Source organism: Nocardioides sp. NPDC127514 (assembly GCF_040302125.1).
Taxonomy (GTDB): Bacteria; Actinomycetota; Actinomycetes; order Propionibacteriales; family Nocardioidaceae; genus Nocardioides.
In genome coordinates this window covers 1-24,649 of record NZ_JBEORF010000005.1, presented here as the reverse complement: position 1 = coordinate 24,649, position 24,649 = coordinate 1, and the positions used below count along the sequence as shown (strand labels likewise).

Here is a 24,649-nt window from a genome sequence, read left to right as displayed (position 1 = left end):
TAGCACATCCGCAGGCCTGAACGGCCCAACGGATGTATGCCCAGGCTAACACGCATGGCACCCCTCACAGCAGGGGCCTGGAACGCGGGTCAGAGGATGCGGACACCGTCCATGTCGACGCTCAGCGCATGGCACGTCCAGCCCTCGGGGCAGCGCGCGGTGAGCTTGCTCGTCTCGGCGGACTCGACCCCGCTGCTGAACGCCAGGACCGTGGGCCCGGCGCCGGAGACGATCGCCGCGACGCCGTCGGCGCGCAGCTCGTCGACCAGGGCGAGCGACTCCGGCATGGCAGGCCGGCGGTACTCCTGGTGCAGGAAGTCGCGGGTGGCGCGGTGCAGGTGCTCGGGCGCATCGCTCAGCGCCGCGACCAGGAGTGCCGTACGTCCGGCATCGGCCGCCGCATCGGAGTGCGGGACGGTGTCGGGCAGCAGCCCGCGGGCGGCCTTGGTCTCGACGCCGGTCGCGGGGACGAAGACCACGACGCTGACCCTCGGGTCGACGGCGGTGCGCACGGCGAAGAAGCCGTCGTCGTCACCCGCGATCGTGAAGCCGCCGTGGAAGGCGGGGGCCACGTTGTCGGGGTGGCCCTCGATCTCGGCGGCCTTCTGGAAGAGCGTGTCGTCGTCGAGGATCAGCTCTCCCCCGGCGACCAGCGCGCGAGCCAGCACGAGGCCGCCGATGATCGCGGCCGAGGACGAGCCCAGGCCACGCGCGTGCGGGATCCGGTTGCGGCAGTGCAGCCGCAGACCGGCCGGCTGCTTGCCGATGATGTCGAAGGCGGCCCGCATGGAGCGTACGACGAGGTGGGACTCGTCGAGCGGGACCGTGCCCTCGCCCGCGCCCTCGACGGTGACCTCCAGGTCCCCGCCGGGCACGACCTCGCCGGTGAGCTCGTCACGCAGGTCGAGCGCCAGCCCCAGCGAGTCGTAGCCGGGGCCCAGGTTGGCGGAGGTGGCCGGGACGGTGACGGTCACCGGGCCTTCTACGAACGTCATGGGTGTTACGCGAGTCCTGCTGCTGCCGCCGCGGCCTCGAGGTCGGCGTCGATGATGATCTCGGGCAGCTCACCGAAGAACTCCAGCGCGGTCGCGGTGTCCTTGAGCCCGTGGCCGGTGACGGTGATGACCGTGGTCGCTCCGGCGTAGGTCTCCCCCGCCTCGAGGTCGGCGAGGAGCCCGGCGACACCGGCTGCCGAGGCGGGCTCGACGAAGACGCCGTCATTGCGGGCGAGCAGCGACTGGGCGGTGAGGATCTGCTCGTCGGAGAGCGCGCGGAAGCGGCCACCGGACTTGGCGGCCGCGGCCTCGGCGAGCTGCCACGAGGCCGGGTTGCCGATGCGGATCGCGGTCGCCTTGGTCTCGGGGTGCTCGACGGGGTGGCCGAGCACGAGCGGCGCCGCACCCTCGGCCTGGAAGGCCCGCATGACCGGGGTCTTGGTGGCGTGGCCGGCCGCGGCGTACTGCTCGTAGCCGAGCCAGTAGGCCGACAGGTTGCCGGCGTTGCCGATGGGCATGAGGTGGTAGTCGGGTGCGTCGCCCAGGCGGTCTACGACCTCGAAGGCCGCCGTCTTCTGGCCCTCGAGGCGGACCGGGTTGACCGAGTTGACCAGCGCGACCGGGTAGCTGTCCGCGAGGGCGCGGGAGAGCTTGAGGCAGTCGTCGAAGTTGCCGCGTACCTTGACCACCTCGGCGCCGTGGACCAGCGCCTGGGCCATCTTGGCGGCACTGATCTTGCCGTTGGGGACGAGCACGACCGGGGTGATCCCGGCCTTGGCGGCGTACGCGGCCATCGAGGCCGAGGTATTGCCGGTCGATGCGCAGACCACGGCCTTGGCGCCCTCGTGGACGGCGACGGAGATGGCCGCGGTCATGCCGCGGTCCTTGAACGAGCCGGTCGGGTTCTGGCCCTCGACCTTCAGCCACACCTCACCCTTGGCGGCGGCGGAGAGCCACTCGGAGTGGACCAGCGGAGTGCCGCCCTCGCCGAGCGTGACCGCCTTGGTGTCCTGGGGAATGTCGAGGAGCGTGCGATATTCCTCGATCACACCGCGCCACTGGCCGTTGGTCATCAGACTGCTCCTTCTACGCGCATCACCGAGGCGACGTCGCGGACGAACTCCATCTCGCGCAGGTGCTGCACGGTCGCCGCGAGCGCGGCATCGGGGGCCTCGTGGGAGACGACGACGAGCTGGGCGTCCTCTCCCCTGCCTTCTTGGCGTACGGCCTTGATCGAGACGCCGTGCTCGGAGAAGGCCGTAGCGACGGCGGCGAGCACGCCGGCCTTGTCGGCCACGTCGAGGCTGACGTGGTAGCGGGTGACGGTCTCGCCCATCGGGCGCACGGCGCGGTCGGCGTAGGCGGACTCGCCGAAGCCACGGGTGCCGAGGACCTTGTTGCGGGCGATCGTGACCAGGTCGCCCAGGACGGCGCTCGCGGTGGGATCGCCGCCCGCGCCCTGGCCGTAGAACATCAGGTCACCGGCCGAGGCGGACTCGACGAAGACGGCGTTGTAGGCGCCGCGTACGGTCGCCAGCGCGTGCGTGCGCGGGATCATCACCGGGTGGACCCGCACCGAGACGTCGTCGTCCTCGAGCTCGGCGATCGCGAGCAGCTTGACGACACTGCCCATGGCCTTGGCCGAGGCGACGTCACCGGCGGTCACCTCGGTGATGCCCTCGCGGTAGACGTCGCTGGCGGTCACCCGGGTGTGGAAGGCGAGGCTCGCCAGGATGGCGGCCTTGGCGGCGGCGTCGAAGCCCTCGACGTCGGCGGTCGGGTCGGCCTCCGCGTAGCCCAGCTCCTGGGCCTCGGCGAGGGCCTCCTCGAAGCCGGCACCGTAGGTGTCCATCTTGTCGAGAATGTAGTTGGTGGTGCCGTTGACGATGCCCATCACCTTGGTGACGTGGTCGCCGACGAGCGAGTCGCGCAGGGGGCGCAGGATCGGGATCGCACCCGCGACCGCGGCCTCGTAGTAGAGGTCGGTGCCGGCCTTCTCGGCGGCCTCGTAGAGCGTCGGGCCGTCCTCGGCGAGCAGCGCCTTGTTGGCGGTGACGACGCTGGCGCCGCTCTCCAGCGCCTTGAGGATGAGACCGCGGGCCGGCTCGATGCCGCCGATCACCTCGACCACGAGGTCGACGTCGTCGCGGGCGACCAGGCCCTGGGCATCCGTGGTGAGCAGCTCTGCGGGAACCTCGACGTCGCGCGGAGCGTCGAGGCGGCGTACGGCCACGCCCCTGATCTCCAGCGGCGCACCCACTCTGGCGGCGAGATGCCCGTCGCCCTCGAGCAGGAGTCGGACCACCTGGGACCCCACCACACCGCAGCCGAGGACGGCGACGCCCAGGGGCTCGACGGCGTGCGCGGTCGTCTTGTTGCTGCTCACGCGCCCAAGGGTATCCGGGACAGGCTCCAGGGTCCGACTTCCGCTCTAGGCGCGGACACCTCTTACGTCAGGAGCACGACCTTGCCGGTCGTCTCCCGGGCCTCGAGCGCACGATGGGCGGCCGCGGCGTCGGCGAGCGGAAAAGCGGAGCCGACGTACGGCGTGCGGGAGCCGTCCGCGGCGGCCTCGAGCGAGGCCTGCTCGAACTCCTTGATCCGGCCCTGGACCCAGGGGCCGAGGATGTCGATGATCTTCGCGGCGCCCTCGTAGCCGTCCTGGTCCCCGGAGAAGCGGACCATCCTCCCCTCCGGCGCGAGGTGGGCGTAGACCTGCCTGGGTACGTCACCGCCGAGCCCGTCGAGAAGGACCGTGATCCGGGGCTCCTCGGCGCGGAGCCGCTCCAGCCAGCCGTCGGTGCGGTAGTCGATCGCGGTCTGCGCGCCGAAGCCACGGGCGATCTCGAGCTTGGCGTCGGAGCCCGCGAGCCCGACCGCGCGGGCGCCCGCGTTGCGGATGCCCTGGAGCAGGATCGCACCCATGCCACCGGCCGCCGAGGTGACCACGACGACGTCGTCGGGACCGATCTGGGCGGCCTCGAGCACCGCGGCCGAGGTGCGTCCGGTGCCGATCGCAGCCACGGCCTCGGCCGACTCCAGCCCGTCGGGACGCCGGTAGAGCTGCGTCTCGTCGGCGACCGCGAGCTCGGCGTACCCGCCGCTGCTGCCCGGGCCGAGATGCGCGACGACCTTCGCGCCCCGCCAGGCCTCGTCGACGCCCTCACCGAGCTCGTCGACCACACCGGCGACCTCGCGGCCGGGAGTCATCGGGAGCTCCGGTCGCGGCATCGTCGGCGGCAGGTCGCCCGCTCGGATCGAGGTGTCGAGACGGTGGATGCCCGCGGCCTCCACCCTGATGCGTACCTGGCCAGGACCTGGTGTCGGTTCGGGTACCTCCTCGAGTCGCAGGACCTCCGGGCCGCCGAACTCGTACTGTCTGATCGCTCGCATGCGGCAAGTCAACCTGCTCAAGTTGACTTGAGGTCAAGGGCTTTCCCCAAGCCTTGGAGGAACTCAGCCTCAGGCGAGCTCCGGGATCGGCCGGAGCACCGCGGCGACGTCACGCGCCAGACGTACGCGACGGAGGAGCTCCTCCGCGTCCGGCTCCACGTCGGTGGTGACCGTGATGGCGTCGTCGCGGGCCACCACCCACAGCCGCTCGTCGACGACATGGCTGGCGAACCGGGACAGCGAGCGCGCATGCTCCTCGTCGGCGGCGATGACGGCACCGTCGGGGGTGGTCACGTTGGTCTTGGCGCGGAACTCCGGAGGGAAGAAGATCGGCGTCGGCACCCGGCCGGTGCCGGTGTTGCCCGAGCCGGGCGAGAGCCCGATCATCGCGGCCGTCTTGGGCAGGTGGGCGGGGACCCGCACCACCACCCAGCGCGCCGGGCGCCAGGGCCCCTTCCCGGGGGACGCCTTGCCGTGCCAGTACTCGACGAGGATCCCGTCGCAGGTGCCGTCGACGACGAGGTCGCAACGTTCGGCGCGTACGTCCGGCCCCAGCACCTCCCACCGCACCGGCCGCTGCGCGGCGGCCTTGCCGGTCACCACCGTCCAGCCGAACGTGTGCGCCGCCGAGGACACGCTGTCCCGCCGCTCCTTCGTCAGCCGGGCGACGGACGCTCGCGGCGCCTGGGACGGCGCCGCGAGCGTCCGTTCTGAATAGACCCCCCGCGGCATGCGCCCCATCGTAGGACCCCGGACCCCAGGATTTCGGGAAGGCGAAACCGAATTTCGTGTGCCACGCGGTTTGATGGGTGCGTGCTGTTCCCCAACGCCGACCTCGAACGCATCCGCACCGGCGAGGTCGACCTCGCCTTCCGCCGCTGGAAACGTCCGATGCATGTCGCCGGCGGCCGCCAGCGCACCCGGATGGGCGTGGTCGAGTTCGTCTCCGTCTCGCCGGTGTCGTGCGACACGCTGACCGACGAGGACGCCCGCCGGGCGGGCACGACCCTGGAAGACCTGCTCGCCTTCCTGTCCCGCAAGGACGGCGAGATCTACCGGATCGAGATGCGCTACGCCGGCGAGGACGAGCGGGTCGCGCTGCGTACCAAGCGCCCGGGGAAGACCGAGACCGCCACGCTGGTCGCGAAGCTGGCCGACATGGACCGGCGCAGCCGCCGCGGCCCGTGGACCCGGGAGCACCTGGAGCTCATCGAGGCTCGGCCCGGGGAGCTGGCCGAGACCATCGCGGCCTCGATCGGGCGGGAGAAGAAGCCGTTCAAGGCCGACATCCGCCGGCTCAAGGAGCTCGGCCTCACCGAGTCCCTCCCTGTCGGCTACCGCCTGTCACCGCGTGGGCGGGCGGTCCTGCGCGCACTCCGATCCAGCTGAGACGTCACTCCCGTCGGCCGAGACGTCACGCCCGCTGGTCGAGTGGGCATCGACGTGCCCACTCGACCGACGTAAGTGACGCCTCGGCCTAGCCCAGATCGGTGGCGAAGAGGTCGTCCTCGGTCTCGCGGCGCACGATCACCCGGGACTCACCGTCACGGACGGCGACGACCGGCGGCCGCAGGGCGTGGTTGTAGTTGGAGGCCATCGAGCGCCCGTAGGCACCGGTGCCCGGGACCGCGATCAGATCACCGGGAGCGATGTCGGCGGGCAGGAACTCGTGCTTGACCACGATGTCGCCGGCCTCGCAGTGCTTGCCGACGACGCGGCCGAGCACGGGCCCGGCGGACGAGGACCGGCCGGCGAGGGTGGCGGAGTAGTCGGCGTCGTACAGGGCCGTACGGATGTTGTCGCTCATCCCGCCGTCGACGCTCACATAGGTGCGGGTGACGCCGCCGTCGAGGGCGACCTCCTTGACCGTGCCGACCGTGTAGACGGTGCACATCGAGGGTCCAACGATGGCCCGGCCCGGCTCGATCGAGAGGTGCGGCACCGCGAGACCGAAGCCACGGCACTCGTGCTCGACGATCGCGGTGAGCTCCTCGGCCAGGGCCTTGGGCGTCGCGGGGTCGTCCTGGGTGGTGTAGGCGATGCCGAAGCCGCCGCCGAGGTCCATCTCGGGCAGCTCGGCGCCGAGCTCGTCCCGGATCCGCGCCTGCAGCGCCAGTACCCGCCGGGTGGCGACCTCGAAGCCGGAGGAGTCGAAGATCTGGGACCCGATGTGGGAGTGGAGCCCGCGCATCTCGACGTTCGGGGCCTCCAGCAGCCGGCGTACAGCCTCGAAGGCGTCGCCGGAGGAGATCGAGAAGCCGAACTTCTGGTCCTCGTGGGCGGTGGCGATGTATTCGTGGGTGTGGGCCTCGACGCCGGCGGTCACCCGCACCATCACCCGGGCGGTGATGCCGGTCTCGGCGGCGATCGCGGCGACCCGCTCGACCTCGTGGAAGGAGTCGACGATGATCCGTCCGACGCCCGCGACGATCGCCCGGCGTAGCTCCATCGGGGTCTTGTTGTTGCCGTGGTAGCCGATCCTCGCCGGGTCGACCTCGGCGCGCAGCGCGACCGAGAGCTCGCCGTTGGAGCAGACGTCGAGGCAGAGCCCCTCCTGCGCCACCCAGCGCGCCACCTCGGTGCACAGGAACGCCTTGCCGGCGTAGTAGACGTCGTAGCCGGTGAACGCGTCACGGAACGCGCGGGCGCGCTCGCGGAAGTCGGCCTCGTCCAGGACGTACGCAGGGGTGTTGACGTTCGCGACCAGGTCGGGCACCGCGACGCCACCGACAGTGAGGACACCGTCGGTCTTCTCGGCCGTCGCCGACCACAGCGCGGGCACGAGGGCATTGACGTCCTCGGGGGTCTTCAGCCAGACCGGGGAGGTGCCGGTGAACGAGCCGGGAGAGGTGTGGCCGGCCATCACATGCGCTCCGGGGCCGAGACGCCGAGCAGCCCGAGGCCGTTGGCGAAGACGGTGCGGGCGGCGGAGACGAGCGCCAGCCGGGCCAGGTTGACGGGCGCGACCGGCTCGTCGCCCTTGGGCAGCATCCGGCAGTCGTCATCGTCGTACCAGCGGTGGAAGATCCCGGCGGTGTCCTCGAGGTAGCGGGCGACGCGGTGCGGCTCGCGCAGCTCGGCGGCGGTCGCGACCACGCGAGGCAGCTCGGCCAGCGCGCGGAGCAGCTCGCCCTCGCGCTCGTGGGTGAGCAGGGACGGGTCGAAGGTGTCGAGGTCGATCTGCATGCCCAGGTCGGCGGCGTTGGCCATCATCCGGCAGGTGCGCGCGTGGACGTACTGCACGTAGTAGACCGGGTTGGCGCTGTCGGCCTTGGCCCACAGGTCGAGGTCGATGTCGATGTTGGAGTCGCTGGAGTAGCGCGCCAGCGCGTAGCGGGCCGCGTCCACGCCGATCGCCTCGACGATGTCGTCGATGGTGACCACGGTGCCGGCACGCTTCGACATCCGCATCGGCTGGCCGTCCTTGAGGAGGTTGACCATCTGGCCGATCAGGATCTCGAGGTTCTCGTGGGGGGTGTCGCCGAAGGCGGCGCACATCGCCATCATCCGGCCGACGTAGCCGTGGTGGTCGGCGCCCAGCATGATGAAGCACCGGTCGAAGCCGCGCTCGCGCTTGTCGAGGTAGTAGGCGAGGTCGCCGGAGAAGTAGGCCCCGTTGCCGTCGGCCTTGATGACGACGCGGTCCTTGTCGTCACCGAACTTCTCGGTCGCCAGCCAGATCGCGCCGTCCTTCTCGTAGACGTTGCCGAGCTCGTGGAGCTTCTCGATGGCGCGCTCCACGGCTCCGGACTTGTGGAGGTTGTCCTCGTGGAAGTAGACGTCGAAGTCGACGTTGAAGTCGTGCAGGCTCTGCTTGATCTCGGCGAACATCAGCTCCACGCCGATCGACCGGAAGACCTCCTGCGGGTCTTCGCTCTCGAGCGCGTTCGGCTCCTTGGCGAGGACCTGTTTGGCGATCTCCTCGATGTACGCCCCGCCGTAGCCGTCCTCCGGGACCGGCTGGCCCTGGGCCCAGGCCAGGAGCGAGCGCGCGAAGCGGTCGATCTGGCCGCCGTGGTCGTTGAAGTAGTACTCCCGGGTGACCTCGGCGCCGGACGCCTCCAGGACACGACCGAGTGCGTCGCCGACAGCGGCCCAGCGGACACCACCGAGATGCAGCGGACCGGTCGGGTTGGCGGAGACGAACTCCAGGTTGATGTTGTGGCCCGTGAAGGAGTCGTTGTTGCCGTAGGCCTTTCCGGCGGCGACGATCTCGCCCGCCAGCTTGCCCTGGGCGCCGGCCTCGACGGAGATGTTCAGGAAGCCCGGACCGGCGATCTCGACGTCCGCGATCCCGTCGGTCGCCTTCAGCTTCTCGGCGACCTGCTCCCCCAGCGCGCGCGGGTTCATCCCCGCCTTCTTCGCCAGCTGCAGCGCCACGTTGGTGGCGTAGTCGCCGTGGCCCTTCTGCCGGGGTCGCTCCACCGTGACAGTGCTCGGAACGCCGTCGGGAAGGGTGATCGCACCCTCATCGACGAGCGCGGTGAGGACATCGACGACCGCGGTGGAAAGCTGCTCAGGAGTCACGGGGTCCAGCGTATAAGCGCCAGTCGGTTTCACCGTTATCCGTCCCAGCCTGTAGGGTTCCATCTGCACTGCTCGAGCAGTGCATAGCCTCCGTAGCTCAGGGGATAGAGCGCCGGTTTCCGGTACCGTAGGCCGCAGGTTCGATTCCTGCCGGGGGCACAGATGAAACCGCTGGGTGACCAGCGGTTTCTCTCATATCCGGCAATAATCGGCAGCGTCCGAAGCATCGACGTGCACGTGTCGGCAGCCCATGCCAGTCTGTGCCGAATGAACGACGCCCCTATCGCTCCCCTCGCCCGCGAGCCCGGAGAGAGCGACCGCAGCCTCCTTGAGCGGCTCGCCGCGACGTACCTTCCTGACGACGTCTCTCGGCGTTGGCTCGCCTTGGCCCGTCCCGCGGTACGCCTCGTCCCTGCCGGCCCCGACGACTCAGCCATCGCTCGACTCGGCGGCCTCGCCCGCGTCCCTGAAGACTTCGAGTGGCCACATTGGCCCGATCACGGCGCACTCTCGTATCTGGCAGAGATCGATCTGGCGGCGCTCCATCGCAGCGGCCTCGAGCTCGACATCAAGCTGCCGACGTACGGACGTCTCCTGGTCTTCTACTTCGACGGGTCCCTCGACGGCGGCGTCGAGCTCGTCATGGCCAGTGCGGGGACGCTGGAGGGGATGCGACTCATCCATCTGGATGCCGCGCCGGAGACTTGTGCGCAGAGACCGCTGCCCCAGGGGCACTACTCGTATCCCGAGCAGACGCTCACCGGGACCGCGGCAACCACATGTCCGGGACCCGACCACCCGGCCGTGCTGCAGGAGTTCGATGCGATCGGCCTCCCCTATGACACGTGGCGGAGACATCCTCTGAACGGCGACGGCTTCACGGATGCCCTCTGGGACATGTCGGACGTCGGTCACCAGATCGGTGGCTGGGCATTCCCCATCCAAGGCCCCGTCGAGCTCGAGGTCCTGACCGGCCCAGACGGACAAGAACCGGCTCGTGAGGTCTCGGAGGCCTTGGGCTGGTCACTTCTTCTCCAACTCGACTCCGACAACACCAGCGAGATGATGTGGGGGGATGCCGGAGCCCTCTACTGGATGACTCGCACGGACACGACCAGCACGGAGGCATTGGGCGAGATCTCGTTCACCTGGCAATGCGGCTGACCAGCAGTATCGACCGTCCGAGCGACTCATCGCTCGGACGGTAGGTCGCAGGTTCGGTTCCTGGCCGGGCACCGACGATGCAGAGCATTCGTGAAAACTCGACTGGACGTACGGCTATCCGGGGAAACCGACGCCCGCGGATTGCTCCCGCTCGGGTGGCCGCCATGCCAAACTGTCCGCAGCATGAGCCCCTCACCCGTACGCCACGTCCTCTTCGACGCCGACGGCGTCCTCCAACATCTCCCCGGGGGCTGGCACGCAGCCGTCGCGCAGTTCGTCGGCGACAGTGCCGAGGAGTTCCTCCTCGCCGCATGGGCGAAGGAGGCTCCGATGCAAGCCGGCGCGGACGGCGACTTTCTCGCCATCCTCGCCGACCTGCTGTCGGGGTACGGCGCGACGGCGCCAGCCGAGGAGGTCTATGCCGCCGTGTGGAACCGAGTTGAGGTCCATCCGGAGTCGGCCGAGGTCGTGCACCGAGTGCGCGCAGCCGGTTACGGGGTGCACCTAGGCACCAACCAGGCCGAGCACCGTGCAACCTTCATGCGCACCGCGCTCGGCTACGACGATCTGTTCGACGTGAGCTGCTACTCCTTCGATCTCGGCATCGCCAAGCCCGAGCCGAAGTTCTTCCACCGCGCCGCCGCGCGGATCGGCGCCGCCCCGCACGAGATCGTCTTCATCGACGACAAGGCGAGCAACGTCGAAGCCGCCCGATCGATCGGCATGCCCACCGTGCACTGGACCTTCAGCCCCGTCGCCGATGCCGCCTCCCCCGTCGGCGCGACGCCGGACCGCAGCTCCAGCCACTCAGCTCTCATCGAGCAACTGTCGGCTTGCGGTATCCGTCTGTGACCCGCTCGGGCTTAGCTGGACGAGCCGGCTCTACGACCTACCGAGCGTAATCCGTCGAGGATCGGCTCGACGGCGAGCACCGCGATGACGGCGAGGGTGGCGGCGACGGCCACGCTCACGTCCCCGGCGCGGACGATCACGACGACCGCGGCGGCCGCCACGACGTACGGGCGCAGAAAGGTGCACGGCCCGAGAATGATCGCGGAGGCGAGGTATCTCAGCTCCCAGCGCAGCATCCCGTACGCCGCCAGCGCGAGCAGCACGACGGTGGCGAACGGCGCGATGACCAGCAGGAACAGGTCGGCGGCCGCGACGTACGCCTCGAGGTCCCGCCCCAGGACCAGGTCGACCACGAAGGCGACGACCGCCGCCGCCGACAGCCACGAGAACAGGCGGACCCCGCGGAACATGCCTGCGCGGTCGTCATCCGCGTGGTCGATCAGCCCGCTGCGTCCCTGTGCGGAGCGGAACCCGCTGAAGGCGGCGTCGAGGAGACCGAGCAGCACGAGGACCACCAGGCTCATCGGTGCACCCCGACGAGCGGGCGGAGTACGTCGAGCGCCCTCGGATGCCAGCGCGAACCCTCGCGCACCTCGATGGCGTAGCCGGACGCACCACGGCCCGCGGCCGCCAGCAGCGTCTCGGCCGGATGGGCCCGGCGTGCCGACATCACGCCGTCGTGGCGTGAGACGGCCTCGCGCATCCGCGCCTGGTGGAAGATCCAGGCGCCCACCGTCGACCACAGGCACGGCGCGATGTCCCAGTGCACGAACGCCGCGACTCCCAGCCGCGCCTGGGCGGCGAAGAACCCGTCCAGGTCCTCCGGCGCGAGGTGATGCATGAGACCGCTGGACACGATCACGGTCCGGGCTCCGTCCTCGACGACGACGCCCGGCTCGAACGCGTCGCCCGAGACGAACCGGCAGTCCAGCCCTTCGATCGTGGCGAGTCGCGAGGCCTCGGTGACGAGCGTGGCGTTGAGGTCGACACCGACCAGCTCGACATGCTCAGGGAGCTCCCCACGAGCCGCGATCGACCGCAGCACGTGCCCGAGCCCGCAGCCGACGTCGACGACCCGCACCGGTTCGTCACCCGCAGGCAGCAACGTACGCACCACCGACGCCACCCGCCGCCCCAGCTGCAGCTCCTCCCCGAGCCGCTGCAGCTCACGATGGATCCGAAGCCCAAGCGCGTCGGTGGCGTCCCGATCGAGGAGACCGTCTCGCTCAGGCAGCATGGAAACCGTCCGCGCCGCCCGCGACTGCCCGCGCGATCGCAGCAGCGCGACCGCCTCCGCCCGAACCACCGGCTCACCCGAATCCGACCACAGCAGGTCGGTGATCTCCAACGGTCCCTCGCGCATGGCAGAAGTGAACCCCATGCCGGTCCCTGGCGCAGGTCAGATGCCCTCGGCGAGGGTGTGGGCGACGAGAGCGTTGGCGTGACCGTGCCCGAGGGCGTACTCGGTCTTCAGATGCTTCACGAGCTCCATGTGCTTGGCGATCCCGCTGTCGCGGATGATCTGCTGCCACTCCGCGACCGGGCGGCCGTACTTCTTCTCGATGGACGGGAAGTAGGCGGCGGGGCCCTTCACCTGGTCGGTCATCTCTGGTCTCCTTGAGTAAAACGTGGCGACGATCGCCACGCGCCTACGCGTCGAACCGAGCATGACCGCTTCGACACGGACCACAACAGAAATTCGGGAGACCCACGTGACCAGCTATCCCCCAGCCCCTTGGCACATGCACGGATCGATGTGGCTCTCGGTCTACCGGCTCGCCCACGACGTCGACGAGCAGCACCCGAAGGGCATCTACGCCGTCGCGCTGGTCGACTACACCGACCCGAGCCCGCTGACCTACCACGAGCTCCTCTCTGCCCGGGTGATCACCGCTTCCAACGGAAAGAAGGCGGTGAGCGTCGTCGACATCTGGGTGGACTCCCCCGACTCCGTGGCCGGCGGGCGTACGTTGTGGGCGATCCCGAAGGGGCTGGCCAAGTTCAGCGGAGGCTCGTCCACCAAGGGGCCGCTGGCCACCCACACCTGGGAGGCGAGCTCCGACGACGGTCCGATCGCGACGGCGAAGTTCAACGACGTCACCCAGCTCGCCCCGCGCGTGCCGATGCAGGGCAATGTGGAGCAGCCCGGCATCGAGGAGCACCCCGATACCGCCTGGCTCACCATGAAGGGCCGCGCCAAGCTCCTGCCCGCGCGCGGCAGCTGGAACTTCGACCCCGACGGCCCGCTCGCCTACCTGCGCGACGCCACCAAGCTCGGCTCCTTCCGCGGCAAGGGCTTCGAGGTCGACTTCGGCTGAGCCTCCGACCGCGCGAGAGTGTCGGTGGTCGCGGGTAGCGTCGAGGGGCATGAATGCACTCCACATCGACTACCTCGAGCTTGCGGTCACCGACCTCCCGAGCTCCCGCACCTTCTACGAGTCCGCCTTCGGCTGGTCCTTCAACGACTACGGCGGGATGTACGCCGGAATCGTCGGGCCCGACGGCAAGGACGAGAACGGCGGGATGTACGCCTCCGAGACCCCCGTCGCCCCGCTCCCGCTGATCCGCACGGCCGATCTGGAGGCTGCGGTCGCGGCCGTCGAGAAGGCCGGCGGCACGATCACCGAGGCGCCCTACGACTACCCCGGCGGGCGTCGGTTCATCTTCACCGACCCGTCCGGAAACCGGCTCGGGGTCTATCAGCCTGCTGAGTAGCCGCTAAACCTAAGGCTCGACCGAATTACCGGGACCACCCTAGACTCCGACCGCATGACCGACGCTACGCCGGCTCTGCTCGCGTATCTGTCCCGGTGGCTCGATGAGTCACAGGGCGATCGCGACGCGGAAGCCGTTCTCTGGGGGAGAGTCGCGAAGGTGAGCGAAGAGGCAGGCGAGGCAATCGCAGCACTCATCGGCGCCACCGGGCAGAATCCCCGACTGAACCCTTTTTTGGGCAACACCCACAGCTACGACGACGTCGTCGAAGAGCTCCTCGATGTTGCGATCACCGCGATGACCGCGGTCGAGCACATGACCGGCAACGACGCACGTTCGCTCGGCCTCTTCCACGAGAAGGTCGGCGCCGTCGCCGAGCGCGCCGGCGCCCCGACCTAGGGCTAGGACTTCCGCTTCGCAGCCTTCCGCTGAGCGCGCAGCCTGCGCTCCTCGGCGTACATCGCCTCGGCCTCCTCGAGCGTGGGGGCGGAGCCGCCGTACGCCTTCGGCAGCCACCACGAGCCCGGGGGCTGCTCATCGGCGGGGTGCGCCTTGATCAGCCGGTCGAGCATGGCCTCCATCTGCGCCTTGAGCGCAGCGGTCTCGGCGGCCGGGTCCTCCCCGGTCACCGGCAGCGGCGGGCCGATCTCGATGCCGATGGTCTTGTGACGCGACAGGTCGACCTTCTGACCCTTCGTCATGATCCGCTGGGTGCCCCACAGCACGACGGGGATCAGCGGGACTCCGGCGTCGGCGGCGATGCGTACGGTGCCGGTCTTGAGGTCCTTGATCAGGAACGAGCGGGAGATCGTGGCCTCGGGGAAGATCCCGACGATCTCACCGTTCTGGAGGTACTCGACGGCCTTCTTCATCCCGGCCGCGCCGTAGCTGCGGTCGATCGGGATGTGGTGGAACGAGCGCATCACCGGGCCGCCGACGGGGTGGTCGAAGACCTCCTTCTTGGCGATGAAGCGGGTCAGCCGGCCGCGCTCCGCCCCGGGGAAACCGGCCATGATGTAGTCGACGAAGGAGAGGTGGTTGACCGCCAGCAGGGCACCGCCCTTCTCGGGGATGTGCTCCACGCCGGTCATGTTGATCTTGATGTCGCCGAGCTTGAACCAGGTGCGAGCCGCGGCGATCGTGACCGGATAGCTGATGTCCATGGGCGAATCGTGTCACGTCGGTCTTAACTCCGCCGGACTAGCCTCGCCCACGTGAGCAGCCTTTACGTGACGACGACCGACGGGCTCCGGCTGGCCGTCACCGACTTCGGGTCTCCCGGCGACACCCGCCCGACGCTGGTCTGCGTCCACGGCTACCCCGACAACGCCAGCGTCTGGCTCCCGTTGGTGAGGATCCTCGGCAGCGAGCTGCGGATCGTGACCTACGACGTACGCGGCCACGGCAGCTCGCAGGCACCGGCCACGCGCGAGGGCTATCTGATCGAGCAGCTCAACGCAGATCTGCAGTCCGTCATCGACGCGGTAAGCCCGTCGGCGCCGGTGCATCTGCTCGCCCACGACTGGGGCTCGACCCAGACCTGGGAGGCGGTCGCCGGCAACGTGCCGTCCGAGCGGATCGCGTCGTTCACCTCGATCTCGGGACCGAGCCTCGACCAGACCGGGGCCTGGCTGCGTACGCCGGCACGGACCGCCCGCGGCGTCCTCGAGCGCCTCAAGCAGGGTGCCGAGTCGACCTACATCGGGTTCTTCCAGGCGCCGCTGCTCCCCGAGCTCGCCTGGCGCTCCGGGTTCCTCGACCGGATCGTCGGCGGCTCGGCCGTGGACCGCACCCAGGCCGACCGGATCAACGGCCTCGAGCTCTACCGCGCCAACGCGATCGCCCGGATGGGACACCCGCAGCCGCGGCCGGTCACCGTCCCGGTACAGGTCATCGCCCCGACCGGTGACGTCTACGTCAGCCGGGCGCTGGCGACCGAGGCCCCGCAGCCGTACGTCGCGGACCTGACGATCCGCGAGGTCGCCGGCTCACACTGGGTGGTTGCCGATCATCCCGAGCGGATCGCTCCGCTGGTGCGCGACTTCGTGGCCGCGCACCAGTGACTCAGCCGGTCGCTCAGCCGCGGCAGCCGCGGTTGAGCCGGCCGTCGTTGCGCGCGTCGTTGCCCATCGCCCGGGCCGCCCCGACGTTCGGGAAGACGACGCTGGCGGCGCCGGCGTTGCCGATCCCTCCGGGAACGACGCAGGTGCGGATCTTGCCCGGGTTGATCGCGGCGACGGCGTTGGCGAGCTGATAGAGGTCGCGACCGGAGAGGCCGGTGGTGTGCATCTTCTTCATCACCAGCGAGACGCCCTTGGCCTTGAAGCCGATGTCGTACTGCCGGGCGACGATCTTGCGGTGGATGCCGCGGATGACCCGAGACTGGTTCGCCGAACGGTCGAAGTCACCGCCGGGCAGCGTCTTGCGGGCCCGCGCGAAGTCGACCGAGTGCGGGCCGCTGATGTGGATCCGGCCCTTCTTGAAGCCGTAGCGGGCGACGTACGGATCGCTGAAGGCACGCGGGTTGTCGACGTCGACGCCGCCGATCCCGATCACCATGTCGCTCATGCCGGAGAAGGAGGTGACGAAGACGTACTGCGGCTGCACGCCGACCAGGTTGCCGACAGCGCGGCCCATCAGCCTCGGGCCGCCGTAGAGCAGCGCCGAGTTGATCTTGTCGCGCCCGTGGCCGGGGATGTTGACGTAGGAGTCGCGCGGGATGCTGATGTCGGTCGCGTAGCCCGAGGACGGGTTGAAGCCGATCAGGTGCAGCGCGTCGCCGCGGCTGCGGGTGACCTTCTGGCCCGGGCGGGCGTCCGAACCGACGGCGAGGACCCAGATCGTGCCGCCCTTGCGGGTGAACTTGGCGACGTCGAGACCCTTGGCCCACTTGGTCGCGATCAGCTCCGCGCGCGGCTCGGCGACCTCGGCGTCAGGCACCAGGACCGCGGTCAGCGCGAGCACCACGCCCAGCGCGAGCGTGGTCAGGAGGCGGCGGCGTACGAGCGTCGTCATCCGGTTCATGACTTGTCTCCCGAGGGGCTCGGCGAGGCGGACGGCGCCGTGGCCAGCTTCTCCTCGCGGGTGATGTTGAAGCCGAAGACGGCCCAGGAGGTCTTGGTCGGCACCATGTCGAGGGTGCCGCGGACGGTCTGGCGTGAGGCCCGGTCACCCGTGGTGTCGTAGACCAGCCGCACCCGGGCGACCGCGCCGACCGGGTAGTTGTTGTTGGCCAGCAGATCGACGTGGACGTCGCTGGCGACCACCACGACCCCGTCGATGTGAGGAGCGATCGTGGCGTTGCTCATCTGCGTCATCTGCTTGCCCGCCTGGGCGATCGCGCCCTTGGAGAAGCCCGGGAAGGACTTCGCCGTGAAGGTCGAGGTCTCGCGCGGGTAGTCACCCCCGACGTACGCCGCCTGCAGCCACCGGTCGACGACCTTGGCCACGTTGGTGGAGACCGCCTGGTGCCGGCTCTTGGGGAACTTGCCCTGCACGTGGACGAGCTTCGCGGCCGACTTGACCGTGGCCGCCGGGGCCGGCGACGGGGATGGCGAAGCGGCCGGCTCGTCGGGCTCACCGCCGCATCCGGTGAGTGCCAAGGTGCTGCTCAGGGCCGCCGCCGTGAGTGCCGTTGCGACGCGCGAAAGGCGCCTCGTACTGCTGCTCGTCATGTGGGGAATCCGCCTCATAGACCTGCTCCGGGACCGGGCCACTGTACGCACACCGACCCGGGTTGCGCGTACACCCGGTCGGTAACGCAAGATGTGGGACGGATTACATCCTGTCCACAGGGAGAACCTGCATCGGGCATTTGCGTGTTCGTGGGGATAGCCTTGCCCGTGGGCAACCCATTTCTTACAGTGCGAAAATTCGGAAGAGGCGAATCAAGCCGTGTCCTCAGGCACCCCGTCCCCCAACACTGCCGACATCCCAGCGGAATTCGGCGCCAACGAGTGGCTGGTCGAGGAGATGTACGACCAGTACACGAAGGATCCCAGCAGTGTTGACCCCGTGTGGGTGAAGTTCTTCGAGACCAACGGACAGCCTGGCGCGTCGCCGAACGGCGCGGCGGCCCCGGCGAAGCCCGCTGCCAAGTCTCCGGTCCCCACCGCACCGGCCGGCGCGCCGGCGAACGCGCCCGCGCCGACCACCCCCGCCTCCGCCGAGGCGCCGGCCGCCAAGGCGGCTCCGGCCCCCAAGGCGAAGCCGCGTCCGGCCGCGCAGGCCGCCGAGCCGGCCACGGGCACCGCGACGCCCACCCCCAAGGACGCCCCGAAGCCGACCGCCGTCGCCGTCACCGACGAGCCGACCTACACCACGCTGCGCGGCATCCCCGCCGCCACGGCCAAGAACATGGACGTGTCGCTCTCGGTGCCGACCGCGACCTCCGTGCGCAACATGCCGGTCAAGCTGCTGTGGGACAACCGCACGGTCATCAACAACCACCTCAAGCGCGCTCGCGGTGGCAAGGTCTCCTTCACCCACCTCATCGGCTACGCCATCATCAAGGCGATCAAGGCGATGCCGGCGATGAACAACACCTACGCCGAGATCGACGGCAAGCCGACCCAGGTGACCCCGCCGCACATCAACCTCGGTCTGGCCATCGACCAGCAGAAGAAGGACGGCACCCGCCAGCTCGTCGCGCCCTCCATCAAGGGCTGCGAGCTGATGGACTTCGCCGGCTTCTGGACCGCGTACGAGGACATCGTCCGCAAGGCCAAGGACAACAAGCTGTCCATGGCCGACTACTCCGGCACCACGGTCAGCCTGACCAACGTCGGTGGCATCGGCACCAACAACTCGGTGCCGCGGCTGATGCAGGGCCAGGCCGCGATCATCGGCGTCGGCTCGATGGACTACCCGCCTGAGTTCCAGGGCGCCTCCCCCTCGAAGCTCGCCCAGAACGCGGTCTCGCGGATCATGACGATGACCTCGACGTACGACCACCGGGTCATCCAGGGCGCCCAGTCCGGCGAGTTCCTGGCCACCGTCCACCGGCTCCTGCTCGGTGAGAACGACTTCTACGACGAGATCTTCGCGTCGCTGCGGATCCCCTACGAGCCGATCCGCTGGAACCAGGACATCGACACCACCCACGACGACCAGATCTCCAAGCAGGTCAAGGTCGGCGAGATCATCCACGCCCACCGCGTGCGTGGTCACATGATGGCCGACACCGACCCGCTGGAGTACAAGCAGCGTTCGCACCCCGACCTGCAGATCGAGTCGCACGGGCTGACCCTGTGGGACCTCGACCGCGAGTTCCCGGTCGGCTCCTTCGCCGGCGGCCGCAAGCCGTTCATGAAGCTGCGCGAGATCCTCGGTGTCCTGCGTGACTCCTACGTCCGCACCACCGGCATCGAGTACATGCACATCCAGGACCCCGAGCAGCGCCGGTGGATCCAGGACCGCGTCGAGCGGCCCTACGACAAGACCCCGCGCCAGGAGCAGCTCCGGATCCTGTCGAAGCTCAACGAGGCCGAGGCCTTCGAGACCTTCCTGCAGACCAAGTTCGTCGGCCAGAAGCGCTTCTCCCTCGAGGGTGGCGAGACCGCGATCCCGGTCATCGACGAGGTCTGCGAGGCCGCCGCCGAGGCCGGTCTGGACGAGGTCACGATCGGTATGGCCCACCGCGGCCGCCTCAACGTGCTCGCCAACATCGTCGGCAAGTCCTACAACCAGATCTTCCGCGAGTTCGAGGGCAACATCGACCCGCGCACGGTCCAGGGCTCCGGCGACGTGAAGTACCACCTCGGTGCCGAGGGCGAGTTCCTCTCCGACCTGGGCGACACGATCAAGGTCTCCGTCGCCGCCAACCCGTCCCACCTCGAGACCGTCGACCCGGTCCTGGAGGGCATCGCCCGCGCCAAGCAGGACGTGCTCGACCAGGGCGCGGTCTTCCCGGTCCTGCCGCTCCTGGTCCACGGTGACGCCGCCTTCGCCGGCCAGGGTGTGGTCGCGGAGACGCTCAACCTGTCCCAGCTGCGTGGCTACCGCACCGGTGGCACCGTCCACCTGGTCATCAACAACCAGGTCGGGTTCACCACCTCGCCGGGCTCCTCGCGCTCCTCGCTCTACGCCACCGACGTCGCTCGGATGGTCCAGGCGCCGATCTTCCACGTGAACGGCGACGACCCGGAGGCCTGCGTGCGCGTCGCGCGGCTCGCCTTCGAGTACCGCCAGGCGTTCAACAAGGACGTCGTCATCGACCTCATCTGCTACCGCCGCCGCGGTCACAACGAGGGCGACGACCCGTCGTTCACCCAGCCGATGATGTACGACCTGATCGAGCAGAAGCGTTCGGTCCGCAAGCTCTACACCGAGTCGCTGATCGGTCGTGGTGACATCACGATCGAGGAGGCGGAGCAGGTGCTGGCCGCCTACCAGGCTCGCCTGGAGCAGGTCTTCACCGAGGTGCGCGAGGCCGACAAGATGCCGCAGGCCTGGGAGACCGTCCCGGACTACCCCGAGAAGCCTGCCGGCGAGACCGTCACCGCGATCACCAACGATGTGCTGAAGCGGATCGCGGATGCGTACGTCACCCCGCCGGAGGGCTTCACGGTCCACCCGAAGGTGATGCCGCAGCTGCAGCGTCGCGCGACCCAGATCACCGACGGCGGCATCGACTGGGGCACCGGCGAGACGCTGGCGTTCGGGTCGCTCCTGATGGACGGGCGCCCGGTGCGTCTGGCCGGTCAGGACTCGCGTCGCGGCACCTTCGTGCAGCGCTTCGCGACCATGATCGACCGCAAGAACGCCGACGAGTGGACGCCGCTCAACAACCTCACCGAGGACCAGGCGAAGTTCTACGTCTACGACTCCCTGCTCTCCGAGTACGCAGCACTCGGCTTCGAGTACGGCTACTCGGTCGCACGGCCGGACGCGCTGGTCCTGTGGGAGGCGCAGTTCGGTGACTTCGTCAACGGCGCCCAGTCGGTGATCGACGAGTACATCTCCGCAGGCAAGACCAAGTGGGGCCAGGACTCCGGTGTCGTGCTGCTGCTGCCGCACGGCTACGAGGGCCAGGGTGCCGACCACTCCTCGGCGCGCATCGAGCGGTTCCTCACGCTGTGTGCCGACGACGCCATGGTCGTGGCTCAGCCGTCCTCGCCGGCGTCGTACTTCCACCTGCTGCGTACGCACACCCTCGGCGCCGAGCACCGGCCGCTGATCGTCTTCACACCGAAGTCGATGCTGCGCCGCAAGGAGGCCGCCTCCCAGCCGGCCGACTTCACCTCGGGTTCGTTCCAGCCGGTCATCGCCGACACCGAGGCGGACGCCGCGAAGGTCAGCACCGTCCTGCTGGTCTCCGGCCGCCTCACCTGGGACCTCACGGTCGAGCGTAAGAAGCGGGGCCGCGACGACGTCGCGATCGTCCGCGTCGAGCAGCTCTACCCGTGGCCGACCGCGGAGCTCGCCACCGAGCTCGCGAAATACCCCAACGCCAAGGTCAAGTGGGTCCAGGACGAGCCCTTCAACCAGGGCCCGTGGCCGAGCTACTACCTCAACGTGGTTCCCGAGCTGGGCCGCGAGGTCGAGCCGATCACCCGCCCGGCCTCCTCCACCACCGCCGTCGGCACCATCAAGCGGCACACGGTCGAGCAGAAGGAGCTCATCGAGCGCGCCTTCGCCTGATCCCGCACCACACCAAACGCCGAGTCGGCGCGTTCTAACGCGCCGACTCGGCGTGGTTTTGCCGTCAGACCGGTACCGGGACCGGCTCCTCGCTCAGGCCCACCTTCTTGTGAAGACGTCGCAGCGGGCGGGGTGCCCACCAGGCCGCCTCCCCGAGCATCCGCATGGCTGCCGGGAGGAGGATGCCGCGGATCAGGACCGCGTCGATGAGGATCGCCAGGCCGACCCCGAGGCCGAAGAACTTCATGAAGCTGATGTCGCTGACCATGAACGCGAAGAAGCTGGTCGCGATCAGAGCAGCGGCCGTGGTGACGATCCGGCCGGTGTGAGCCAGCCCCTGGACGACCGCCTCGACGTTGCCGAGACCGCGCCGGCGCATCTCGGTGATCCGGCCGAGCACGAAGACCTCGTAGTCCATCGACAGCCCGAACGCGATCACCAGCAGCAGGACCACCATCGAGACGTTCAGCGGCATCGCGGTGAAGCCGAGCAGATCGGCACCGAATCCCTCCTGGAAGATCAGCACGGTCGTCCCGACCGTCGCGCCGAGACCGATGACGTTGAGCACCAGCGCCCGAAGCGGCTGGACCAGGCTGCCGGTGAACAGGAACAGGATCACCACCATCGCGATCGCAAGCCCGCCGACGGCGAACGGGAGCTTGGCGCCGATGGCGTCGAGAGAGTCCAGCAGCTCCGCGGCGCCGCCGCCGACGAGCGCCTCGGTCCCCGCCGGAGACGGGACGGCGCGTACGTCACGGACCAGGTCACGCGCCTCCTCGGACTGACGGTCGAGCTGGTTGACGACGGCGAGCTCGTCCGCGCCGTCCCCGGGCGGGAGGGCCGGTGTCTTCGAGGCGAGGGTGCCGTCGACGTACGTCCCGACGCGGGTGTCGACACGATCGACGTCGTCGACCCGGGAGAGGTCGGCGGCGTACGTCGCCAGGCTCTCGTCGTCGATGGTCGAGGTGGTCACGACGCGGATGGGGCTGGTGCCGTCGCCGTCGAACTCCTCTCGCAGCAGGTCGCCGGCCTGGCGGCTCCCGGCCGATGCCGGGAGGACCCGGTCGTCGGGAGTGCCGAACTCGATGCCGGCCAGCGGCGCGGCCATCGCGAGCAGGACGGCCACCACGGGGAGCGCGACCCACGGCCGCTTGGTGACGAAGCCGGCCAGCCGGGTCCAGAACGGAGCGGCGCCACCGCGGAGGCCGCGGACGCCGGGGACGCGGAGAGCGTCGATCCGGTCGCCCAGGAGGGTGATCGTGGCGGGGAGCAGCACCACCGCGACCACCGCGGTGATCACCATGACCCCGATGCCGGCGTACGCCGAGGAGCGCAGGAAGTAGAGCGGGAAGACTAGTAGCGAGGCCAGTGAGACCGCGACCGTGGTGGCGCTGAAGACGATCGTCCGGCCGGCGGTCTCCACGGCGCGTACGACGGCGTCGGCGTGCTCGGCTCCAGCGGCTCGCTCCTCACGGACTCTCGCCACCATCAGCAGGCCGTAGTCCACGGCGAGGCCGAGCCCGAGGCCGGTCGTCAGGTTGAGGGCGTAGATGGAGACGTCGGTGAAGTTGCCGAGGATCGAGAGCTCGGCGAAGGTGCCGGCGATGGCGAACCCTCCGACTCCGATCGTGACGGCGGCGGCGACGACGTTGCCGAAGGCCAGGACCAGCAGCGCGATCATCAGCGGGATCGCGATCGCCTCGGCAAGGGCGAGGTCGGCGCCGATCTGGCTGCCGACCTCCTCGAAGGTCGCGAGCTGGCCGCCGACGTGGACCGTCGTGGCGCCGTCGGCCGCGGTCTCGTCGGTGTAGCGGTCGATCACCGCGGCGGCGTCGACTGTTTCCGGGTTCTTCGCGCCGACGGAGATCAGGCCGTGGGTGCCGTCGTCCGAGATCATGCCGGGACCGGGGGCATCGAGGTAGGAGACGACGTCGGTCAGGTCGTCATCTGCTCGAAGACGGTCGACGAGCGCCTGAGCGTCCTTCGCCGCCGCGCCGTCGGTCACCGCGCCGTCGGCGGCGCTGACGGTCAGGAGGAAGCCGGCCCCGTTCCCGAAGCCCTCCTCCAGTGCGGTGGCAGCACGGCTGCTCTCCGAGGCGGGGTCGTCGAAGCCGGCGTCGTCGAGCTTGCCGAAGGCCGAGGTGGCCAGATAGATCGCGCCGAGGAGGGCGATCAGGCCGATCACCAGGACCCGGCGCGGATTTCGCACCACGAGGGTGCCGAGTCGGTGGAACACGATTCCTCCAGAATGAATGTGGGCAGGCGTAAACTTTGCAGGTGTTAACTTTCCCTTTGATGTGGGCAGGTGTCAACATGAATTCCGTGAAACCCTCAGAGAGCTCGGACGAGGGCGCCCGGCCCTACCACCACGGCGACCTCCGGAACGCACTGGTCGATGCGGCCGCGACGCTTGCCGAGGAGGGCGGCCCGGACGCGGTGACCATCCGAGCCGCAGCCCGTGCCGTCGGCGTGACCCCGACCGCGACCTACCGCCACTTCGCCAACCAGGCCGACCTGCTCGTCGCCGCCAAGCACGAGGCCATGGACCGGCTGGCCGCGACGATCCTCGACCTCCTGGCCGCCGAGAAACCGGCACCGCATCCGGCCGAGGCCGCCGTACAGCGCCTCGCGGCGGCCGGGCGCGGCTACATCCGCTTCGCGCTCGCTCAGCCCGGCCTGTTCCGCACCGCCTTCCTCCGCCCGCACGACGGAGACCCACACCCGCCCGGGGAGATGTCCGCGATCCTCGCCGAGGCCCCGCCATACGCCTTCCTCACCACAGCCCTCGACGACCTCGTCGCGGCCGGCTGGCTGGCCCCAGAGCTTCGCCCCGACGCCGAGACGGCGGCCTGGTCCACCGTCCACGGCCTCGCGGTCCTGCTCGTCGACGGTCCCTACCGCACCTGCCCCGACTCAGAGCGTGATCGGCTCATCAACGCCACCCTCGGCATGGTCGTACGCGGCCTCTCCGGAGGCCCGGCCTCCGACGCACCACTGACTGGCAACTGATCAACCGGAGAATGAAAGACTGACGCCATGTACTTCACCGACCGCGGCATCGAGGAGCTCGTCACCCGTCGGGGCGACGAGGAGGTCACCCTCGCCTGGCTGGCCGAGCAGCTCCAGGCATTCGTCGACGTACACCCCGAGCACGAGACGGCCATCGAGCGCCTCGCCACCTGGCTGGCTCGTCTCGACGACCCCGAGGACTGACCCTGCCGAATCCTCAGGTCTGGCGAGCCGAGAAATCAGTTGTGGGCGACGAAACCATGGTTCATCGGACCTGCGTATCTAGCCACCGGCTACCTCGCCTGGGTCGTGGCGACGGTGCTCATCGGTGACGTGCGCCGCAACTCCAAGTG

24 protein-coding genes and 1 tRNA gene are annotated in these 24,649 nt (G+C 69.5%); 11 read left to right on the top strand and 14 right to left on the bottom strand.

Annotation, left to right across the window (positions count from 1 at the left end; all coding sequences use genetic code 11):
* Nucleotides 1-89 precede the first annotated feature (89 nt).
* The 5 genes from thrB to ABTX24_RS05125 form a co-directional block, all read right to left on the bottom strand.
* On the bottom strand, nucleotides 90-995 hold the full coding sequence (gene thrB, locus ABTX24_RS05145; RefSeq protein WP_350837892.1) for a homoserine kinase: 906 nt from the start codon (nucleotides 993-995) through the stop codon (nucleotides 90-92).
* A 5-nt stretch (nucleotides 996-1,000) separates the two neighbouring features.
* A complete protein-coding gene (gene thrC / locus ABTX24_RS05140; protein WP_350837890.1) occupies nucleotides 1,001-2,068 on the bottom strand; it encodes a threonine synthase in 1,068 nt (355 codons plus the stop codon).
* Nucleotides 2,068-3,381 (bottom strand): homoserine dehydrogenase, encoded by a 1,314-nt coding sequence (locus ABTX24_RS05135; protein WP_350837888.1) that lies wholly within the window; start codon nucleotides 3,379-3,381, stop codon nucleotides 2,068-2,070. The genes thrC and ABTX24_RS05135 overlap by 1 nt, the downstream gene beginning before the upstream one ends.
* 62 nt (nucleotides 3,382-3,443) lie before the next feature.
* Nucleotides 3,444-4,388, bottom strand: a complete 945-nt coding sequence (locus ABTX24_RS05130) for an alcohol dehydrogenase catalytic domain-containing protein (protein WP_350837886.1) — start codon at nucleotides 4,386-4,388, stop codon at nucleotides 3,444-3,446.
* Between the two features lie 69 nt (nucleotides 4,389-4,457).
* On the bottom strand, nucleotides 4,458-5,120 hold the full coding sequence (locus tag ABTX24_RS05125) for a hypothetical protein (RefSeq protein WP_160027721.1): 663 nt from the start codon (nucleotides 5,118-5,120) through the stop codon (nucleotides 4,458-4,460).
* Between the two features lie 81 nt (nucleotides 5,121-5,201).
* Between ABTX24_RS05125 and ABTX24_RS05120 the strand changes: the two genes are divergently transcribed.
* Nucleotides 5,202-5,777, top strand: coding sequence for an ASCH domain-containing protein (locus ABTX24_RS05120; RefSeq protein ID WP_160027719.1), 576 nt, complete (start codon nucleotides 5,202-5,204; stop codon nucleotides 5,775-5,777).
* An 88-nt stretch (nucleotides 5,778-5,865) separates the two neighbouring features.
* Here the strand turns inward: ABTX24_RS05120 and lysA are convergent, their stop codons facing one another.
* Nucleotides 5,866-7,251: a diaminopimelate decarboxylase gene (gene lysA / locus ABTX24_RS05115; RefSeq protein ID WP_350837884.1), complete on the bottom strand. Its 1,386-nt coding sequence runs from the start codon at nucleotides 7,249-7,251 to the stop codon at nucleotides 5,866-5,868.
* Nucleotides 7,251-8,915 carry an arginine--tRNA ligase gene (argS, locus tag ABTX24_RS05110; RefSeq protein WP_350837882.1) on the bottom strand — a complete coding sequence of 555 codons (1,665 nt, stop codon included), beginning with the start codon at nucleotides 8,913-8,915 and terminating at the stop codon, nucleotides 7,251-7,253. The genes lysA and argS overlap by 1 nt, the downstream gene beginning before the upstream one ends.
* 86 nt (nucleotides 8,916-9,001) lie before the next feature.
* Between argS and ABTX24_RS05105 the strand changes: the two genes are divergently transcribed.
* The 3 genes from ABTX24_RS05105 (at nucleotide 9,002) to ABTX24_RS05095 (ending at nucleotide 10,931) form a co-directional block, all read left to right on the top strand.
* A tRNA-Arg gene (locus tag ABTX24_RS05105) sits at nucleotides 9,002-9,074 on the top strand.
* Nucleotides 9,075-9,182: 108 nt separating this feature from the next.
* Complete coding sequence (locus ABTX24_RS05100) at nucleotides 9,183-10,079, top strand: DUF1963 domain-containing protein (RefSeq protein ID WP_350837880.1); 897 nt, start codon at nucleotides 9,183-9,185, stop codon at nucleotides 10,077-10,079.
* Nucleotides 10,080-10,262: 183 nt separating this feature from the next.
* Complete coding sequence (locus ABTX24_RS05095; RefSeq protein ID WP_350837878.1) at nucleotides 10,263-10,931, top strand: HAD family hydrolase; 669 nt, start codon at nucleotides 10,263-10,265, stop codon at nucleotides 10,929-10,931.
* Between the two features lie 11 nt (nucleotides 10,932-10,942).
* Here the strand turns inward: ABTX24_RS05095 and ABTX24_RS05090 are convergent, their stop codons facing one another.
* From ABTX24_RS05090 to ABTX24_RS05080, 3 genes are read right to left on the bottom strand one after another with little or no spacing between them, the layout of a single operon-like run.
* The gene (locus ABTX24_RS05090; RefSeq protein ID WP_350837876.1) at nucleotides 10,943-11,455 is read right to left on the bottom strand and encodes a hypothetical protein; all 513 of its coding nucleotides are present in this window, start codon (nucleotides 11,453-11,455) and stop codon (nucleotides 10,943-10,945) included.
* Nucleotides 11,452-12,294, bottom strand: coding sequence for a class I SAM-dependent methyltransferase (locus ABTX24_RS05085; protein WP_350837874.1), 843 nt, complete (start codon nucleotides 12,292-12,294; stop codon nucleotides 11,452-11,454). The genes ABTX24_RS05090 and ABTX24_RS05085 overlap by 4 nt, the downstream gene beginning before the upstream one ends.
* A 36-nt stretch (nucleotides 12,295-12,330) precedes the next feature.
* Nucleotides 12,331-12,537, bottom strand: coding sequence for a DUF4287 domain-containing protein (locus ABTX24_RS05080; protein ID WP_350837872.1), 207 nt, complete (start codon nucleotides 12,535-12,537; stop codon nucleotides 12,331-12,333).
* Nucleotides 12,538-12,673: 136 nt separating this feature from the next.
* Here ABTX24_RS05080 and ABTX24_RS05075 point away from each other — a divergent pair, with 136 nt between their 5' ends.
* From ABTX24_RS05075 to ABTX24_RS05065, 3 genes are read left to right on the top strand one after another with little or no spacing between them, the layout of a single operon-like run.
* On the top strand, nucleotides 12,674-13,249 hold the full coding sequence (locus ABTX24_RS05075) for an acetoacetate decarboxylase family protein (protein WP_350837870.1): 576 nt from the start codon (nucleotides 12,674-12,676) through the stop codon (nucleotides 13,247-13,249).
* A gap of 49 nt (nucleotides 13,250-13,298) precedes the next feature.
* Nucleotides 13,299-13,646, top strand: coding sequence for a VOC family protein (locus tag ABTX24_RS05070; RefSeq protein WP_160027707.1), 348 nt, complete (start codon nucleotides 13,299-13,301; stop codon nucleotides 13,644-13,646).
* Between the two features lie 54 nt (nucleotides 13,647-13,700).
* Complete coding sequence (locus ABTX24_RS05065) at nucleotides 13,701-14,045, top strand: MazG-like family protein (protein WP_350837868.1); 345 nt, start codon at nucleotides 13,701-13,703, stop codon at nucleotides 14,043-14,045.
* Between the two features lie 2 nt (nucleotides 14,046-14,047).
* Here ABTX24_RS05065 and ABTX24_RS05060 read toward each other — a convergent pair whose 3' ends face one another.
* Nucleotides 14,048-14,809, bottom strand: a complete 762-nt coding sequence (locus tag ABTX24_RS05060) for a lysophospholipid acyltransferase family protein (RefSeq protein ID WP_160027703.1) — start codon at nucleotides 14,807-14,809, stop codon at nucleotides 14,048-14,050.
* A 51-nt stretch (nucleotides 14,810-14,860) separates the two neighbouring features.
* Here ABTX24_RS05060 and ABTX24_RS05055 point away from each other — a divergent pair, with 51 nt between their 5' ends.
* Nucleotides 14,861-15,709, top strand: coding sequence for an alpha/beta fold hydrolase (locus ABTX24_RS05055; RefSeq protein WP_350837866.1), 849 nt, complete (start codon nucleotides 14,861-14,863; stop codon nucleotides 15,707-15,709).
* Nucleotides 15,710-15,722: 13 nt separating this feature from the next.
* On the opposite strand, the gene ABTX24_RS05050 is transcribed toward ABTX24_RS05055, so the two are convergent.
* Both ABTX24_RS05050 and ABTX24_RS05045 read right to left on the bottom strand, forming a co-directional pair.
* Complete coding sequence (locus ABTX24_RS05050; RefSeq protein WP_160027699.1) at nucleotides 15,723-16,670, bottom strand: LCP family protein; 948 nt, start codon at nucleotides 16,668-16,670, stop codon at nucleotides 15,723-15,725.
* Nucleotides 16,667-17,320 (bottom strand): hypothetical protein, encoded by a 654-nt coding sequence (locus ABTX24_RS05045; protein ID WP_350837864.1) that lies wholly within the window; start codon nucleotides 17,318-17,320, stop codon nucleotides 16,667-16,669. Before ABTX24_RS05045 ends, ABTX24_RS05050 begins: the two co-directional genes overlap by 4 nt.
* A gap of 220 nt (nucleotides 17,321-17,540) precedes the next feature.
* Between ABTX24_RS05045 and ABTX24_RS05040 the strand changes: the two genes are divergently transcribed.
* Nucleotides 17,541-21,287, top strand: coding sequence for a multifunctional oxoglutarate decarboxylase/oxoglutarate dehydrogenase thiamine pyrophosphate-binding subunit/dihydrolipoyllysine-residue succinyltransferase subunit (locus ABTX24_RS05040; RefSeq protein WP_350837862.1), 3,747 nt, complete (start codon nucleotides 17,541-17,543; stop codon nucleotides 21,285-21,287).
* Between the two features lie 64 nt (nucleotides 21,288-21,351).
* Here the strand turns inward: ABTX24_RS05040 and ABTX24_RS05035 are convergent, their stop codons facing one another.
* The gene (locus ABTX24_RS05035; protein WP_350837860.1) at nucleotides 21,352-23,523 is read right to left on the bottom strand and encodes an MMPL family transporter; all 2,172 of its coding nucleotides are present in this window, start codon (nucleotides 23,521-23,523) and stop codon (nucleotides 21,352-21,354) included.
* Between the two features lie 86 nt (nucleotides 23,524-23,609).
* Here ABTX24_RS05035 and ABTX24_RS05030 point away from each other — a divergent pair, with 86 nt between their 5' ends.
* Nucleotides 23,610-24,296, top strand: coding sequence for a TetR/AcrR family transcriptional regulator (locus ABTX24_RS05030; RefSeq protein ID WP_201451246.1), 687 nt, complete (start codon nucleotides 23,610-23,612; stop codon nucleotides 24,294-24,296).
* A 27-nt stretch (nucleotides 24,297-24,323) separates the two neighbouring features.
* Nucleotides 24,324-24,500, top strand: a complete 177-nt coding sequence (locus tag ABTX24_RS05025) for a DUF6104 family protein (protein ID WP_008362094.1) — start codon at nucleotides 24,324-24,326, stop codon at nucleotides 24,498-24,500.
* Nucleotides 24,501-24,649: the final 149 nt, after the last annotated feature.